The following is a 14,871-nucleotide window of genomic DNA, read 5'->3' as shown; positions in this document are numbered from 1 at the left end:
TGTGCCGCCGTGTCCTGGGCTGGATCTAGCCGACGCGGACATCCTCGTCTTCGTCGGAGTGCTGGCGCTTGGCCTCGGTCAGCAGTTCGTGCCAGGACGTGACGTCCGGGCGGCGACGGAGTAGAGCCCGTCGCTCACGCTCAGTCATCCCGCCCCAGACGCCGAACTCGATCCGGCCGTCCAGTGCCTCGGCGAGACACTCCGTGCGCACCGGGCACGCGATGCACACCAGCTTGGCCTTGCGCTGCTCCTTGCCGCGGACGAACAGCCCGTCCGGGTCCTCGTTGCGGCACGACGCGTTGACTCGCCAGTCGGCCTGTTCCATGTGTTCCATCTGCTGCATAACCCCCGCCCCTACCTCGTCTCGACCTCATCCCCCGGGTCCCCCCTTCGGCCCCGGGGTGCCAGCGGCCGGCCACCTTTGTGGTCGCCCTGCCCGGCTCATGTCGTTTGAGACGTTGACGGACTCTAGGGCCCACCGGTTCCCATGAGAACGACCGGGTGCACAGGCGTTACAGAAAGTCAATAACTCCGTCGGGTAACAGAGGGGCATTTGGATCCCGCGTACGCTGGCCCCCGTGCGAGTCGGAGACGGTCTGCTGAAGATGTTCGGCCTGTGCCTGCTGGCCGGTGTCCTGATGGCGGGAATGCTCTTCCCCGTCGTCGGCGCCCTTGGCGTGGCGTCCAACCGCGCGAGCGACACGATCGACAGTGTCTCCGCGGATCTCGTCGCCACCGATCCACCGCTGATCACGCGGATCACGGACTCGCAGGGCAACGACATCGCCTACCTCTACAACCAGTACCGGTTGCCGGTGACCTCCGGCCAGATCTCGCCGATCATGAAGGCGGCGGTGATCTCGATCGAGGACCGCCGCTTCTACGAGCACCACGGCGTGGACTGGAAGGGCACCATCCGTGCCGCGATCAGCAACTCGTCGTCGAGTGACACGCAGGGCGCGTCGACGCTCACACAGCAGTACGTCAAGAACTACCTGATCAACGTGGTCTACCGGGACCAGGAGGGTGCCGAGGAGGACCCGGAGAAGGAGATCGGGCGGCAGCGGGCGCAGGAGCAGAGCATCACCCGCAAGCTGCGCGAGGCGCGCCTCTCGATCCAGCTCGAGCAGAAGATGTCCAAAGAGGAGATCCTGACCGGCTACCTCAACGTCGTCGAGTTCACCGACCGGGTGTTCGGCGTCGGCGCGGCCGCGCACGCCTACTTCCACACGACGCCGGACAAGCTGACGGTCAGCCAGTCCGCGATGCTCGCCGGGATGGTCAACAACCCGAGCCTCTACAACCCGTGGAAGCGCGCCGACCAGACCCTGAAGCGGCGCAACCGGGTGATCGACACGATGGTCGAGACGAACCGGCTGTCCAAGGAGGACGCGGAGGCGGCGAAGAAGGAGCCGCTCGGCGTCCAGCCGAACGGACCGGACCGTCCGCCGGCCAACTGCGTCGGCGCGGGCCCGAAGTACGGCTTCTTCTGCCAGTACGTCGAGGACTACCTGTTGAAGATCGGGATGTTCTCCGAGGACCAGTTGTACTCCGGCGGGTACACGATCAAGACCACGTTCGACGCGCGGGCCACGCAGATCGCGAAGGCCGCCGTCGAGCACCAGGTACCGAAGAGCACCGAGGGCATCGCCAACACGATGTCGATCGTCCGGCCAGGCAAGACCAGACACGAGGTGGTCGCGCTCGTCGCCAACCGCGACTACGGCCTCAACGGCGACGCGGGCCAGACCACCATCTCCTACCCGTACGGCGTGATGAACAAGTTCGGCGCCGGGTCGACGTACAAGATCTTCACCGCGGCCGCGTACCTGGAGAAGGGCGGTGGCATCAACCACGTCATCCAGACGCCGAGCTCCCACACGTCGAACACGTTCAGCGGTGGCGCCAAGAAGTGCCCCCGCACCGACGCGCCGAACGACGGTGACAACCGCAAGTACTGCCTGTCGAACGCCAGCGAGGGCTACCCGAAGCAGATGACGCTGCAGCAAGCGCTCGCGACGTCGCCGAACACCGGGTTCGTGATCCTGGAAGAGACGATCGGCATGGACCTGGTGGTCGACATGGCGAGCAGGCTCGGCCTGCGCGAGACCATGGCGACCAACATGAACGGCAAGACGCCGGACCCCGCCGGGAGCCGCGAAGAGGAAACCCAGACGCAGAACCAGTACTTCCGGCCCAGGCCCAACGGCTACCCCGGGCGCGCGTCGTTCACTCTCAGCCCGGCGCCGGTGAGCACGCTGGAGATGTCGAACGTCGCGGCGACGATCATGAGCGGTGGCGTGTGGTGCCCGCCGACGCCGCTGGTCGAGGTGCTGGACCGCAACGGCAAGAAGCTCGACATCACCAAGTACGAGGAGCCGTGCGAGCAGGCCGTCGCCGAGCCGCTCGCGAACTCGCTCGCGCAGGGCATGAGCAAGGACGACACCGGAAGCGGCACATCGGCGGGTGCCGCGCGGTCGTTCGGCTGGACCCGCCCGATGCTCGGCAAGACCGGCACGACGCAGGACTACAAGTCGGCCGCGTTCGTCGGCGCCACCCCGCAGCTGGCGGCGTCGACGATGACCTTCAACGACGGACCGAGACCGAGGCCGATCTGTGACGGGCAGGCGTCGGGCGTGCCCCCACGCCTGTGCGGCAGCGGATCCATCTTCGGCGGCCGGGCCCCGGCGAGAACGTGGTTCGAGGCCATGGGCCAGATCCACGGCGACGCACCGGCCGTGCCGCTGCCACCCGGCGACCCCCGCTACCTCGACGGCGGACCGGAGAGCCGCGTGCCGAACGTCGTCGGCAGCAGCGAGGGCGACGCCATGGCGACACTGCAACAAGCCGGCTACAAGGTGGCGGTCAAGCGGACCAACCGCTCCGACCCGAAGGGCACGGTCGTCAACCAGAGCCCACGCGGCGCGACGATCCCCGGCGCCACCATCACGATCTACGTGAGCACCGGCTACGTCCCGCCCGCCCAGACCGAGCAACCCGCCCCGCCGCCGAGCGGTGGGCCACCGCCACCCAGCGGGGGCACCCCGCCACCGAGTGGTGGCGGCGGACCCCCGGGTCCCGGCGGCGGCAACCCGCCGGGCGGCAGACCCGGCGGCGGCTGACCCGCAAAGAGGCCGGGGCCCAGCGATCTCACTGGGCCCCGGCCTCTTTCGTCTGGTCAGCTCCGCAGGCGGGCCTTCACGGCCGTCGCCACCCGGCCACCCTCGGCGCGGCCGGCCACCTTCGTGTTCGCGGCCTTCATCACCTGACCCATCTGGCGTTGGCCGGGCGCCTCACCCAGCTGTTCGGTCACCTCGGCCACCGCGTCCGCGACCAGCGCCGACAGCTCGTCGTCCGACAGCTGCTTCGGCAGGTAGTCGATCAGCACCGCGGCCTCGTCCCGCTCCGCCTGTGCCTGCTCAACGCGACCCGCGCCCGCGAACGCCTCGGCGGCCTCGCGGCGCTTCTTCACCTCGCGGGTCAGCACCGTCTCCACCTCGGCGTCAGAAAGCTCGCGGGCCTCGTCCCCGGCCACCTCCTCCGTCGTGATCGACGTGAGCGCCATGCGCAACGCCGCCATACGGGTCGTCTCCCGGGACTTGATGGCCGCGGCCAGGTCCGTCCGCAGCCGTGCCTTGAGGTCAGCCATGACGCGAACACTACTGGTCAGCCGGGATCCCGCTCACGGCGATTTCCGATCATCAGATGGCACATCTAGGCTCGGGTGCGTGGGTAACCTTGTGCGCAACATCGGCCGGGCAGCGCTGGGAGCGACCGCGGTGGGGACCGCGACCCTCGCGTACTCCGTCGGCATCGAACGCAGGCACTGGACGCTGCGGCAGGCCACCCTGCCCGTGCTCGCGGAAGGCGCACGGCCGCTCAAGGTCCTGCACATCTCCGACCTGCACATGACGCCCGGCCAGACGTCCAAGCAGCGCTGGGTCGCCGCACTCGCCGAGCTCGAGCCGGACCTCGTCGTCAACACCGGCGACAACCTCGCCCACCAGAACGCGGTCCCCGCGGTGGTCCGCGCACTCGCCCCCCTGCTCGACGTGCCCGGCGTGTTCGTGTTCGGCAGCAACGACTACTACGCGCCGCGCCCCAAGAACCCGGTCCGGTACATCACGAAGTCGAAGAAGCGCATCCACGGCGTGCCCCTGCCCTGGCGGGACCTGCGCGCGGCCCTCGTCGAACGCGGCTGGCACGACCTCACCCACGTGCGCCGCCTCATCGCCGTCAACGGCCAGACCATCGCCGTGGCCGGCGTCGACGACCCCCACCTCCGCCGCGACCGCTACTCCGACATCGCGGGCAAACCCGACCGCACGGCGACCCTGCGGCTCGGCGTCACCCACTCCCCGGAACCTCGCGTCCTCGACTCCTTCGCCGACGACGGGTACGACCTGGTCATGGCCGGTCACACGCATGGGGGGCAGCTCCGCGTGCCCGGCTACGGCGCCATCGTGACCAACTGCCAGCTCGACCGGACCCGCGCCCGCGGCGCGTCGAGGTGGGGTGCGCACACGTGGCTTCACGTCTCGGCCGGCCTCGGGACCTCGCCGTACGCACCCGTGCGGTTCGCGTGCCCGCCCGAGGCTTCGCTCCTGACCCTCGTGCCCCGTCCCACCAGCGGTTCCGGACACCCCGGCGCTGCCGACAGTGCCCGGTTCGGGGCAGGCGCGGACGTCGGCTAGACTTTCTCCCGTACCACCGGGGTGTGGCGCAGCTTGGTAGCGCACTTCGTTCGGGACGAAGGGGTCGCAGGTTCAAATCCTGTCACCCCGACGGTGGTCAGGCCCTGTCTACTTTGGATGTGGACAGGGCCTGAATCGTCTCTGCCTGACTAGTTGCCTGACTAAGGCCCCGCGTGCACGCGGTCTACAGCCCACGGCTGGGAGGTTCGATGGCTGCCGACTGGCTCGCGAGGGTGATAGCCATCGGCGGTGCAATGCTTGCCGCAGCTTCTCTACTGTGGAACATCGTCGCGTGGCGACGGCAAGGGCCGGTTGTACGAGTCGAAGCGACCTGTTCAGGGCGAGGCAATGAGATGAAGATCCAGGGGCGGATATTCAACAAAGGCCGACTCGACGCCCAGGTCATTCGCGTATCCGCAGGATGGGGGATCAGCTCGGAAAATGTCAGATTCGGACCGAAAGCGGACATTTCTGCAAAGTACGTCAACGGGCTCAACTTTCCGATGTTGATCGAAGCGCAGCGCGGCTACGACTTCACGATCGAACCAATACCCGAAGTAGATGCTGGACTAAGCTCTGCGCTTCACGACAACAGATCCGCTCAACTGCGTTTTCACACAGCCTCAGGAAGAGTCGCTAGAGCGAAGATCAAATTTGACAAAAACTGAGCTAGGTCATACTCAATCGCTTTGAGTATGACCTAGCACCAACAGACCCTATGAAGCTGTGACCGGGAAAATTTGGTCCATGGCGTCTGCCCCTCTCTCGACCACGGGCCTGAGTTGGTGACGGTAGATCTTCTCTGTGACCTCAGTGCTGCTATGGCCGACCAATCGCGAGATGACCTCGATGGGCACGCTTGCATCTGATAAGAGAGACACGAAGCTGTGCCGCAGCTCACGCGGAGTCCACAGCCACGGGTTGAGTTTGGCGGCCTTCACCACCCGACGGAACGCACGCCGGACGTTATGCGCGTCCAGTTCTGTCCCGACCTCGGACGCGAACACCAAGTCGTTCTCGCGCCAGGCTGAGCCTGCGTCCTTCTTGGCCTTCCGCTGTCGCGCCTTCTGTGCGCGAAGCTCCGCGACGCATCGGTCAGGAATGACCAACGACCGGCGAGACTTCCGGGTCTTCGTGTCGCCTCCGACACGCACGGAGCGCCACACGTCGATATGCGATTTGCGTGACTCACGATCCGACGCCCTAGGGATGTGGACGTGTGACCACGTGAGCGGCCGTGCCTCCTCCGTGCGGACACCCCCGAGGAGCGACGTCACGATGTACGCGCCGATCGTCGACTGGTCGGCCTCGGCCGCAGTGAGGACGGCTTCAGCCTGCTTGAGCGTGAGCGACTTCGACGGCCGCCCTTCCTGACCCGTCGGGCAGTCACAGAGCAGCACCACGTTTCGCTTCACGCCCTCCCGCTTCTGCGCCCGGGTGATACTCCGCAGCAGGATCGAGCGGACCTCCCGAAGGGTCCTCGTCGAGAGCTCCTGCGCCTTCTCCGCCAGCCACTCGTCCACGTCATCGGCAGTGAGCAGGTGGCGCTTACGCGACGTGTTTCGCAGTTCGCGGGCTCCAAGGGCAGGGATGACGTGGGTTTCGGCCAGGCTGGTGAGCTTGTCGATCGTGTTCTGGCTCCTGCCAGCAAGCCCGTACTTGAGCCAGGCGTTCACCGCGTCCGCGACCGTGTGGCCCTTCCCGGTCGCAAGCTCGTCATCAGCGAAGTCGCGCTTGACCTCGTCCAGCTTGTTCTTCGCGCCGGTCTTGGTCTTGTCGGTCACCGTCTTGACGATGCGCTTGCCATCCGGGCGGTAGCCGATCGTCAGTTCGCCGATCCACCGTTGCCGAGACTCGCTCCACCTCAGCCCGCCGTCGCCGCGGTCGCGTCGCTTAGTCAAGGCACACCCCCGATTCGCTGATCAGCATTTCCACGTACTCCGAGATGGCGACGGCCGGGATGAGCGTCGACCGGCCCAACTTCACGAACTTCAGTCGTCCGGCGCGCATCTGCTCGTAGATCACCGAACGGCTCATCGACAGCAGTCGCATCGCCTCCGGCACCTTGTACAGGTGGCGCAGTGGCACGACGGACGGCACCAGCGTGGTCATCTCGGCTACCTCTCCCCTCGTGTCGGAGTGACGGATCCTTGTGGGTATCAATGGCGATGTCACAGGTCGTCTCCCTGGGTCTCAGGGGCGTCGGACGTCTCGCCCGCGACCTCCGCGACCTCCGCGACAGCCCTGGTCACGGGCGGTGCGGACGTCTCCCCGCTGCCGCGACCGTCCGCGACCTCTGTCGGGATGGCGGTCGCGGAGGTCGCGCCTGGTCGCGCGACCTGTTCGGCGTCGTTGTTCTCGATGACCTGTGTGGTCGCGGAGGTCGCGGCCGTCGCGTGTGCCTTGACCGGCGGGAGGTAGCGGCTCCACGCGTCGGTCAGGCCACCGTCGCCGTCGACGCGGTAGCCCTTCAGCGCCTTGCCGTTGACCTTCACGTCCTTCGGGCGGACGGAGTAGCGGTCCAGCTCCTTGGCCAGCCGTCGGCTGTCGAGCGGCTTGCCTTGCAGGTCGGTCCACGGACCGTCCTCGATCGCGTGCAGTTCGCGGATCAGGTCGGCCGTCGTCATGCGGTCGGTGTGCTGTGTCCTGAAGATCTCCCTGACGTCCGCGAGCAGCCGGACGCCGGTCGACACGTCACGCGGCCCCTCCTCAAGGACGAAATGGCGGCATGCCAGACGCGCGGTCTCCGGCCAGTGCCCTCCCGCCGCGTCGGCGATCGCCAGGAGCGGACGCCAGATCTCGGCCGCCCGGTCCCGCACGCCGTCCGGTCGGTCGGGTCGCGCGTGCGCGACCTTGTCGGCGACGCGGTAGACCCAGCTTTCGAGGTCTTCGCGGAGTGGGGTGGCTTCCCGTTCCACGTCTTCCTCGATGAACTCCTCGACCACTTCGTCATAGCGCCGCTTGCGCATGTGGATCGTTACCGCGCGGGTTGTGATCGTCGCGGGCATGCCGCCCGCGATCCCTGCCAGGGCAACCGGCGCGTATACCGGAAACCTGGCCACGTTCATGCTCTTGGCGTCGCCGACGCAGCGAGCGACGGTGGCGGTTCGTTTGTATCCAGCGTTCAGCAGTGCCCGGAGGTCTTCGTTGTTGCCGCCGGTCTTGGGGCTGAACACGGCGTCGATCTCGTCGAACAGCAACGTGATCGGACCCTCAACCAACATCCGGAAGACCGCCGCCGGAGTGATGCTGATCGTCATCTCCGGCTTGGCGACCAGGTACTGGCCAACTTCCAGGACTCGCGTCTTGCCGCTGCCCGGCTCGGCCGAATCAAGGATGAGCCTGGGCGTGACGTAGAGCCGGTCCGCGATGTGAGTGTGGGCGTACCACAAGGCCACGGTCGGCGCGCAGTGCTCGTTCGGGAACGCGGAGAACCGCGACACGAACGCCACCACGGCGTCGAGCACGTCGTGACCAGGCGTGCGCAAAGTGCCGGCCGCCGTCGGACCCAGCCACGTCAACGGATGGGCCACACCTATGTCCTCGACGTTCTTGGCCCCAGCTTTCTGCGCGCGCCAACCGGTCTGACACGTCTCCGAGCAGAAGTCCGCAGAGGGTGACGTGCCGAGCGAGTCTCCGCACGACAGGCACTCACCAATGGCCGCATCGATCGCCGAGAGCGCGTCAGTGATGTCGGGCATCACGCCGCCTCCAGCCGAGTCGACGCGCCGATGTACTCACAGGCGGTTCGGTAGCGGCTCCACAGGTCATCGATCCGCGCGGAGTCGTCGGCGACCTCGTACAGAGACGTGGTTGCCCACTCGTCGTCGACCGCCTGCACGAGGCGCAGGCCGTGGGCGCGGACTGCTCGGCGCCACGCGGCTTTCAGGACGACGGTCTTGAGCCATGTCCCGCTTGCCGCTGGTGCGTGGGGTGCGTGGTGGTAGGTGTCCGCGAGCCACGAACCGATGACCTGAAGTCGGCGCGGGCCTCCGGTCCACGGCCGCGTGTCGGTGGTCTCCCACACGCCATCGAGCAGAGCGAGCGGCGTCGGGGCCTGGTCGGCGGCTACCAACTCGATGGCGAGCTGGAGGACGTCGCACCCGATCGGCTCGTTGAGGTCGGTTGCCTGCATTCCGGCGAGCAGCCGCCGCGCGGGGTCGGCGTCGAGTTGCATGACGCAGCCGAGGAACTGGCGTTCGGGGTCAAGGATGACGGGAGTCATCGATCGCCTTTCGAGCGAAGGAACAGGAGGTGTGGTCAGCGGCCCTGCGAGCGTCGGATGGCGCGGCGGGCACGGACGGCGGCGTTGTAGGCGCGGCGTCCGGCGCGGAGCGTGCGACCGGTGCCGCCGCAGCGACGGCACAGCCGGATGGCACGCAGGAACGGGGAGCGGAACTGCCCCACGCCGCGGCACGAACGGCACGGTCGGTACGGGTAGACGGCGCACGACCATGCGTAACCGAGAGCTACAAGGATCATCAGGAGCAGGAACACGCCGAGGGTGTTCACGAGGTGCCTCCAGGGCTGTTTCTGGGCGCGATCAGCCCACGCCTCTAGGTGCTAGGACGCTGATCAGCGGATGTTTGACGGTCTAGGAGGGGCTCTAGGCCTAGAGGCAGGAGGCCCTAGACCTAGAGCCCAGTGGCGAGCTAGCCGTGACCTCGGATCCGGTCACGTTCCGTGAGAGCATTGGCGATCCACTCGCGCTTGATGCCCATGCGGTTGGCGCCCTTCCCGGTCTCCGGGTCGGTGGCCCACACCTGCTTGGTGGAGATGCCGTACGGCTTGAGCGCGCTGGACAGCTGGGTGGCCTTGGCTGTGCCGGTCGGCAGCTCGGCCCACGGCCCGTAGACCGCCGGTCGCAGCTCGGCGAGCCGGTCCACGATGGACTCCGACCACGCCTTGTCCGCGCTGCCGATCGCGGTCAGCACGTCGGCCAGCAACGTGCCGCTGTCGGCCTCGTCGTCCGGCGTGAGGTCGAGTCCGGCCGCGTAGCCGGTCAGTCGTCCGGCCGCCAGCCGTGCCGTGCGGGCACGGGCCGCGAGCCGTTCGGCGTCCGGGCCGTCGATGTAGACGCCGCGCGTGGTCCGCGGCTCGTCGCCTTCGCCGAGCAGGATGCCGATCCCCTTGTCACGGAAGGAGAACGCGGTCGCCTTGATGCCGTTCCGGTAGGCGGACGTGCCGAGCACCATGTCGTTCGCCTGCTGCCCTGTCACCTTCAGGCAGAACCGCATCACCGCGTTGTCGCTGATCGCGGTCGGGATGCTCTTCGCGTCCGGCCGCTGCGTGGCCAGGATGATCACGATGCCCACCGCCGGTCCACGCTTGACCAGGTCGGTACAGATCTCCTCGATCTCCGCGCCGTACTCGGCGTGCTCGAACCACTTCTGGCACTCGTCGACCCCGATCACGATCGGGTGCAGGCCCAGCGACTTCTTGTCGGCCAGCTCCGGCGTGACCTTGTTCTCCGGGCAGAGGTCCTTCGGCAGTTCCCGGATCACCTTCGCGCGCCGCCGCAGCTCGACACTCAGCGCGCGCAGGTCCGCCACGGCGTAGGCGACGTCATCCGGCTCCTCTCCCGCCCGGTAGCGGTGCGAGATCGGAGCCAGCGGCGACAGGTCGCCGGTGCCTTTGAGGTCGTACGCGTGCAGCTCGGCGCGTGGGTCCATGCCCGCGATCAGCAGCAGCTCCCGCAGCGTGAACGTCTTGCCCATGCGGGGAAGCGCGCCGATGACCATCGAGATGAACATCAGCGTGACGTTGACCCACCGGCCGCGCTGGTCGGTGCCGAACGCCTGCGGTTTGAACAGGTCGACGGTTCCGGTCTTACGCAGCGGCCATACCGGTTGGCGGGACTTGGACATGTCCTCGTCACCGACCCACAACACCATCCGTCCGGGATGGACTTCGGCGTTGCCCTCCGGCCACACGCACCCAAGTGGACGGCCGAGACCGGATGCGAGCTTGGGCCTGCGCTCGATGACCTCGGCGACCGTGACACCGGGCGGTAGGTCGACGTCCGCGCGCCAGCCCGGGCCGTCCCGCTGAATCGGCGCTGTGAACCCGATGGCGTCCGGGTTCTTGGCGAGAGCCTGGTTGATGCCCGCGATGCCCAGCACCGATAGCGCGTGGACCACGTTGTCGCTGGTGAGCTTCTGCACCTTCGACGCCATCACGGCACGGGACGCCACGACCGGGTTGTCCTTCGTGGACCCGAGCTTGCCGAGCAGGCCAACGGCCAGCACTCCGCACGCCCAGATCACCCAACCTGGCAACACGTTGGGCAGGACCAGCAGCAGAACCAGGCCGACGCTGGCGAGCAAGCCGAGCTGAACCCAACGCAGCACGACCCGCCGGTCTCGCTGCTGCGACAGCTTCAGGTACAGCTCTGCCTTGTCCGCGGTCGCCGTCTCGGCGCGTGCGGGTCGTCCCTCGGCGTCGGTCACGTACCGGCCGGTGGCGGCGAGCAGGAGCAGCAGGCCGCGCGGTGACCGGACAGCCAGCCGCAGCGCGTACAGCGGCGACCGGGCGAAGTGATAGCCGGTCTTGTGGGCGTAGTGCTTGCCCACCCACGTCGCTGCCTGCTTGGCCTCGGGGAGAGACCGCAGGTACGGCGGGACGATCGGTTGCCGGTCCTGCGTTCGCAACCGGTCCAGCCAGGTGGAGCCATCGGAGGCGCGCGTGTCCACGGCCGTTGTCGGCGGGTCGTCGACCAGTTCGGCGTCCACGATCGTGGGGAACGCGATCACCTTGCCGGGTTCGTCTGTCGTGTTCATCAGGCGCACACCTCCTGCTGACGGCTGGTGTGGAGCAGGTGAGCAAGCGCCGCGCCGCAGCCGAGCACGACCACGGGCAGGCACGAAACGAGCGTGGTGATCGGCCACGGGGCGTGCGTGACACCGGCGGCCGTCATCAGGTGGTACGCGACCTGACCCGCCATCCCGAGCGCCAACGATCCGAACGTCGACCACTTGGCGAACTCCCGGGCGCGGGTAGACCGGGTCGAGGCCGACATCCACACCCGCATGGCGAACGCGGCATAGGTCTCGACACCGATCGGCAGCGTGATCGCCGAGTTGATCGTCAGGCCGTCCCAGATCCCCGGGAGCAGTTCGATCGGGCCGAACCCGGTCAGCCGACCCAGGCCAACCCAGCCTCCCCAGATCGCCACGAACGCGGGCAACGCGAGCAGGAGAAGCGGCCAGGACGGGACCGGCCGCATCTCCTCCGGACCCGAGTCCGCGACCAGTTTGACCTGCACTTCTTCAGTCGATGGTGCTGCTTCAGCGTCCACAGCCGAGTCCGGGACGGAACGCAGGGTCCGGACCGAGGCACCCTCGTTCAGCGCTGCCAGGATGGCCCGCGCCTTCGGTGCACCCACCCGGAACTCGCTCATGATCCGGTTCCGGGACGGCAACGAACCCAGGTCCGCCACCCACTCACGAACGCGGGGCATCAAGCCCTCGACGGACGGCGGGAAGGCGCTGCCGGGGCTGTTGTCAGGCAGGTTGAGCCCTACCATTAGAAGTCTCCTGACTGTCCTGGTGATGGTTTGGGAGCCCGGTCCGGCGGGTGGTTCTTGGCGGTTCCGGCCGCCGGGCCGGGGCGAACTCAAGCCGCCGCGTCGTCCACGCGGTTCGGCTCGACCGAACGGCCGCGGAGAGCGGCACTGACGGTCTGGCGGCTGAGACGCCGGGTGTGCCGGTGCTCCGTCACGCGATCCGTGATCATGCGCGGCTCGTCGGTCGTGAAGTACTCGGCGATCAGCGCGTCCACGTCTGCCTCGTACAAGCCGTCCGGCGCGTAGCTGAGCGGCGGCAGTACCTCGTCCATGGGATTGGCTCCAAGCTGTCGTGGTCTCCCAGTCGGGAGCGGTCGTGGCGACCGAGGCCCAACGTAAGGCTCGTCTATTAACTCTGTCAACAGACATGCTGGAACTGACTTAACTGAGTTGATTCGCCTACTCTTGTTCTATGGCTTCTCTTGACCCGGATGACCCGCGTGCGCCGTACTTGCAGGTGGCCGGTGGCTTGCGTGCCGCCATCCGGTCGGGGGAGTACGGCCCCGGCGTGCAGCTGCCGACCTACCAAGAACTCGCCGAGACCTGGGGCGTCGCGATCAACACCGCCAAGTCCGCGGTAACGCTGCTGCGCGACGAGGGCCTGGTGGTCACTCAGCACGGCAAGGGGTCGTTCGTGCGCACTCAGGCGCTCGACGGTGAGGCCCCGGCTCGTGATGGCGGTGGAGACGAACGCGTCTGGCAGGCCATCGCTGATCTCCGCCGTCGAGTCACCGAACTCGAAGGCCGTCTTGACTCCTAGCCCATCAGTGACCGGAAGAAGCTCACGAAGCCGTCGATGACGGCTCCCACGCCGCTGAAGAGACCCTTCGCGAAGCTGGCCGCGTCCGTCGGGTGCTTGACCACGATCACGAGAATGGCCAATACGACCAGGGTTCCGATTACCTTGGACATCACGCTGCCGCCGGTCTTGAACCCGGGCATTACGTTCTTCGCCATTGTTGTTCCTCTCGCCGTTGTTGCTCACACCACAACTATGTGGCCTGAGGAACGCGGCGAGAAGTGCCGCAATAGTCCCCAAACGCTGAACTTCCGCTGAACCGGACGCACTGAACTTTCACCGAACTTCGGCGGTCTCGGCATGTCAATGCGCCTGTTTTCGTGTCAGGCTGGCCGACATGCAGCTGAACGGCGTCCCCCCGACCATGGACCAGGTCAAGGCTCTGGCGCTCACGAACTACGGCCACTTCACGTCGATGCTGACGGAGGACGGCCGCGTGCGTGGCCTGTCCCTCCACTTGCAGCGACTGGCCAGGGACTGCCGGCTGCTCTTCGACGCTGATCTGGACATTGACCAGGTCAGGAACTACGTACGGCAGGCGCTCGTCGACCAGGCTCCGCGCACCGTCGCGCGCGTGACGGTCTACGACCCCGGTCTCGACCTCGGCACGATAGGCTCGGACGCCGCCCCGCACGTCCTGGTGACGACACGAGCGGCCTCGACGAGCGACCCCGGCCCGCTGCGGCTGCAGGCTGCGGCGTACCGCCGGGAGATGGCCGCGGTGAAGCACATCGGTCTGTTCGGCGCGCTCCGGTGCAGGCGAACCGCACAACGCGAGGGATTCGACGATGTCTTGTTCCTAAACCAGGACGGGACCATTTCCGAAATCGCGACATCAAACATCGGATTCGTACGCGACGGAAGCATCGTGTGGCCGCGTTCAGAATGGCTGACCGGTATCACGATGACGCTGCTGAACCAAGCGCTTGACGAGCCGATTCACTCCGAACCGCTCACACTCAAAGACCTCCCGGCCATGGAATTCGTGTTCGCGACCAACGCGGCGACCGGCATCCGCCCGGTAGCGTCCGTGGACGACCACTCGTGGCCCGTCGACCACGCGGTGCTGAAGCAACTGCGCGAGCTGTACGCGGACATCCCCGCCGAGCAGATCTAACGGGCCAGCGCTTTTACCCCGCACGTTCCCCCAACTTGCCCCGTCGTGTGCGGTCGATCTTGGTCACGCTGGTACCGATGCTGGAGTCATGACCAGTCACTTCGTACCGAGGCGCGATCGTTCCCACACCACAGCGGGGCGGCGGTAGTCATGAACGCTTCCCTGTGGGAATCGATCGCATGGCTACTCGGCCTGCTGGCGGTCATCGGACTCGCCGACTACGGCGCGGTGCTGCTGTTGCGCGCCGAGGAACGACAGCGTGAGCAAGACGCCGAGGCGAAGCGAGCCGAAGCCCGAGCACAGCGTGATTCCCGCCGCCGCCCAACGCGCGATGGTGCGTGTTCTCTGTCGCAGGCACCCAGAAGCCGCCCCATGCTCGACACGGCGCAGTTGAGCGATCGGCGTAGGTCATGACCGGGCAGATGCACCCGTTGGTTGAGCTTGCAGTGAGTCGCGACCGGCAGCCATCGACGTCGGCAACGCCGGAGATAGTCGAGATCGTCGGCAAGTTGGAGGTAGTTGGCCGTGCGATCGCAGATCATTCGCGGCGAGTGTTGATGGGAGAGGCCACGGACTGGGCCTCGGTCGCCGAGCAACTCGCCACCGCCGCACGCCTGTGTCGAACCCAGGTCGTGAACGAGTTGGCCGACATCGGCGACTCCGGCGGCCGATGACCTGTGGAGCAGGCAACTGGCGT

Annotated in this window: 18 protein-coding genes and 1 tRNA gene; 8 read left to right on the top strand and 11 right to left on the bottom strand. The window is 67.2% G+C overall.

Annotated elements, in window-relative coordinates:
* Positions 1–25 precede the first annotated feature (25 nt).
* On the bottom strand, positions 26–343 hold the full coding sequence (locus tag WBA97_RS19020) for a WhiB family transcriptional regulator (RefSeq protein ID WP_424232192.1): 318 nt from the start codon (positions 341–343) through the stop codon (positions 26–28).
* A gap of 235 nt (positions 344–578) precedes the next feature.
* Between WBA97_RS19020 and WBA97_RS19015 the strand changes: the two genes are divergently transcribed.
* Positions 579–3,122, top strand: coding sequence for a penicillin-binding protein (locus WBA97_RS19015; protein WP_424232191.1), 2,544 nt, complete (start codon positions 579–581; stop codon positions 3,120–3,122).
* 56 nt (positions 3,123–3,178) lie between these two features.
* Here WBA97_RS19015 and WBA97_RS19010 read toward each other — a convergent pair whose 3' ends face one another.
* Positions 3,179–3,649: a GatB/YqeY domain-containing protein gene (locus WBA97_RS19010; protein WP_424232190.1), complete on the bottom strand. Its 471-nt coding sequence runs from the start codon at positions 3,647–3,649 to the stop codon at positions 3,179–3,181.
* A 91-nt stretch (positions 3,650–3,740) separates the two neighbouring features.
* Here WBA97_RS19010 and WBA97_RS19005 point away from each other — a divergent pair, with 91 nt between their 5' ends.
* The 3 genes from WBA97_RS19005 to WBA97_RS18995 all read left to right on the top strand — a co-directional run bounded on the left by WBA97_RS19005 (position 3,741) and on the right by WBA97_RS18995 (position 5,362).
* On the top strand, positions 3,741–4,694 hold the full coding sequence (locus WBA97_RS19005) for a metallophosphoesterase (protein ID WP_424232220.1): 954 nt from the start codon (positions 3,741–3,743) through the stop codon (positions 4,692–4,694).
* A 17-nt stretch (positions 4,695–4,711) separates the two neighbouring features.
* Positions 4,712–4,785 (top strand) — tRNA-Pro (locus tag WBA97_RS19000).
* A 118-nt stretch (positions 4,786–4,903) separates the two neighbouring features.
* On the top strand, positions 4,904–5,362 hold the full coding sequence (locus WBA97_RS18995; protein ID WP_424232189.1) for a hypothetical protein: 459 nt from the start codon (positions 4,904–4,906) through the stop codon (positions 5,360–5,362).
* Positions 5,363–5,410: 48 nt separating this feature from the next.
* On the opposite strand, the gene WBA97_RS18990 is transcribed toward WBA97_RS18995, so the two are convergent.
* The 8 genes from WBA97_RS18990 to WBA97_RS18955 form a co-directional block, all read right to left on the bottom strand.
* Positions 5,411–6,595 carry a site-specific integrase gene (locus WBA97_RS18990; protein WP_424232188.1) on the bottom strand — a complete coding sequence of 395 codons (1,185 nt, stop codon included), beginning with the start codon at positions 6,593–6,595 and terminating at the stop codon, positions 5,411–5,413.
* The gene (locus WBA97_RS18985; protein WP_424232187.1) at positions 6,588–6,806 is read right to left on the bottom strand and encodes a helix-turn-helix domain-containing protein; all 219 of its coding nucleotides are present in this window, start codon (positions 6,804–6,806) and stop codon (positions 6,588–6,590) included. Before WBA97_RS18985 ends, WBA97_RS18990 begins: the two co-directional genes overlap by 8 nt.
* A gap of 59 nt (positions 6,807–6,865) precedes the next feature.
* Entirely contained in the window at positions 6,866–8,395 is a 1,530-nt protein-coding gene (locus WBA97_RS18980; protein WP_424232186.1) for a DUF3631 domain-containing protein, read from the bottom strand.
* Complete coding sequence (locus WBA97_RS18975; protein WP_424232185.1) at positions 8,395–8,919, bottom strand: hypothetical protein; 525 nt, start codon at positions 8,917–8,919, stop codon at positions 8,395–8,397. The genes WBA97_RS18980 and WBA97_RS18975 overlap by 1 nt, the downstream gene beginning before the upstream one ends.
* 35 nt (positions 8,920–8,954) lie before the next feature.
* Positions 8,955–9,206, bottom strand: coding sequence for a hypothetical protein (locus tag WBA97_RS18970; protein WP_424232184.1), 252 nt, complete (start codon positions 9,204–9,206; stop codon positions 8,955–8,957).
* Between the two features lie 140 nt (positions 9,207–9,346).
* Positions 9,347–11,473 (bottom strand): cell division protein FtsK, encoded by a 2,127-nt coding sequence (locus tag WBA97_RS18965; RefSeq protein WP_424232183.1) that lies wholly within the window; start codon positions 11,471–11,473, stop codon positions 9,347–9,349.
* Positions 11,473–12,219 carry an ABC transporter permease gene (locus tag WBA97_RS18960; RefSeq protein ID WP_424232182.1) on the bottom strand — a complete coding sequence of 249 codons (747 nt, stop codon included), beginning with the start codon at positions 12,217–12,219 and terminating at the stop codon, positions 11,473–11,475. Before WBA97_RS18960 ends, WBA97_RS18965 begins: the two co-directional genes overlap by 1 nt.
* Before the next feature lie 89 nt (positions 12,220–12,308).
* On the bottom strand, positions 12,309–12,530 hold the full coding sequence (locus tag WBA97_RS18955; RefSeq protein WP_424232181.1) for a hypothetical protein: 222 nt from the start codon (positions 12,528–12,530) through the stop codon (positions 12,309–12,311).
* 140 nt (positions 12,531–12,670) lie between these two features.
* On the opposite strand from WBA97_RS18955, the gene WBA97_RS18950 reads away from it, so the two are divergent.
* Positions 12,671–13,018 carry a GntR family transcriptional regulator gene (locus WBA97_RS18950; RefSeq protein WP_424232180.1) on the top strand — a complete coding sequence of 116 codons (348 nt, stop codon included), beginning with the start codon at positions 12,671–12,673 and terminating at the stop codon, positions 13,016–13,018.
* Here the strand turns inward: WBA97_RS18950 and WBA97_RS18945 are convergent.
* On the bottom strand, positions 13,015–13,215 hold the full coding sequence (locus WBA97_RS18945) for a hypothetical protein (RefSeq protein ID WP_424232179.1): 201 nt from the start codon (positions 13,213–13,215) through the stop codon (positions 13,015–13,017). The genes WBA97_RS18950 and WBA97_RS18945 overlap by 4 nt on opposite strands.
* A 179-nt stretch (positions 13,216–13,394) precedes the next feature.
* Here WBA97_RS18945 and WBA97_RS18940 point away from each other — a divergent pair, with 179 nt between their 5' ends.
* The 3 genes from WBA97_RS18940 (at position 13,395) to WBA97_RS18930 (ending at position 14,848) form a co-directional block, all read left to right on the top strand.
* Entirely contained in the window at positions 13,395–14,174 is a 780-nt protein-coding gene (locus WBA97_RS18940) for an aminotransferase class IV family protein (protein WP_424232178.1), read from the top strand.
* Between the two features lie 150 nt (positions 14,175–14,324).
* Positions 14,325–14,588 (top strand): hypothetical protein, encoded by a 264-nt coding sequence (locus WBA97_RS18935; protein ID WP_424232177.1) that lies wholly within the window; start codon positions 14,325–14,327, stop codon positions 14,586–14,588.
* Positions 14,585–14,848: a hypothetical protein gene (locus WBA97_RS18930; RefSeq protein WP_424232176.1), complete on the top strand. Its 264-nt coding sequence runs from the start codon at positions 14,585–14,587 to the stop codon at positions 14,846–14,848. The genes WBA97_RS18935 and WBA97_RS18930 overlap by 4 nt, the downstream gene beginning before the upstream one ends.
* The last annotated feature ends 23 nt before the right edge of the window (positions 14,849–14,871 follow it).

The organism is Actinophytocola sp. (assembly GCF_049647105.1).
Classification (GTDB): Bacteria; Actinomycetota; Actinomycetes; order Mycobacteriales; family Pseudonocardiaceae; genus Actinophytocola.
This window is presented reverse-complemented; position numbering and strand designations above follow the sequence as displayed.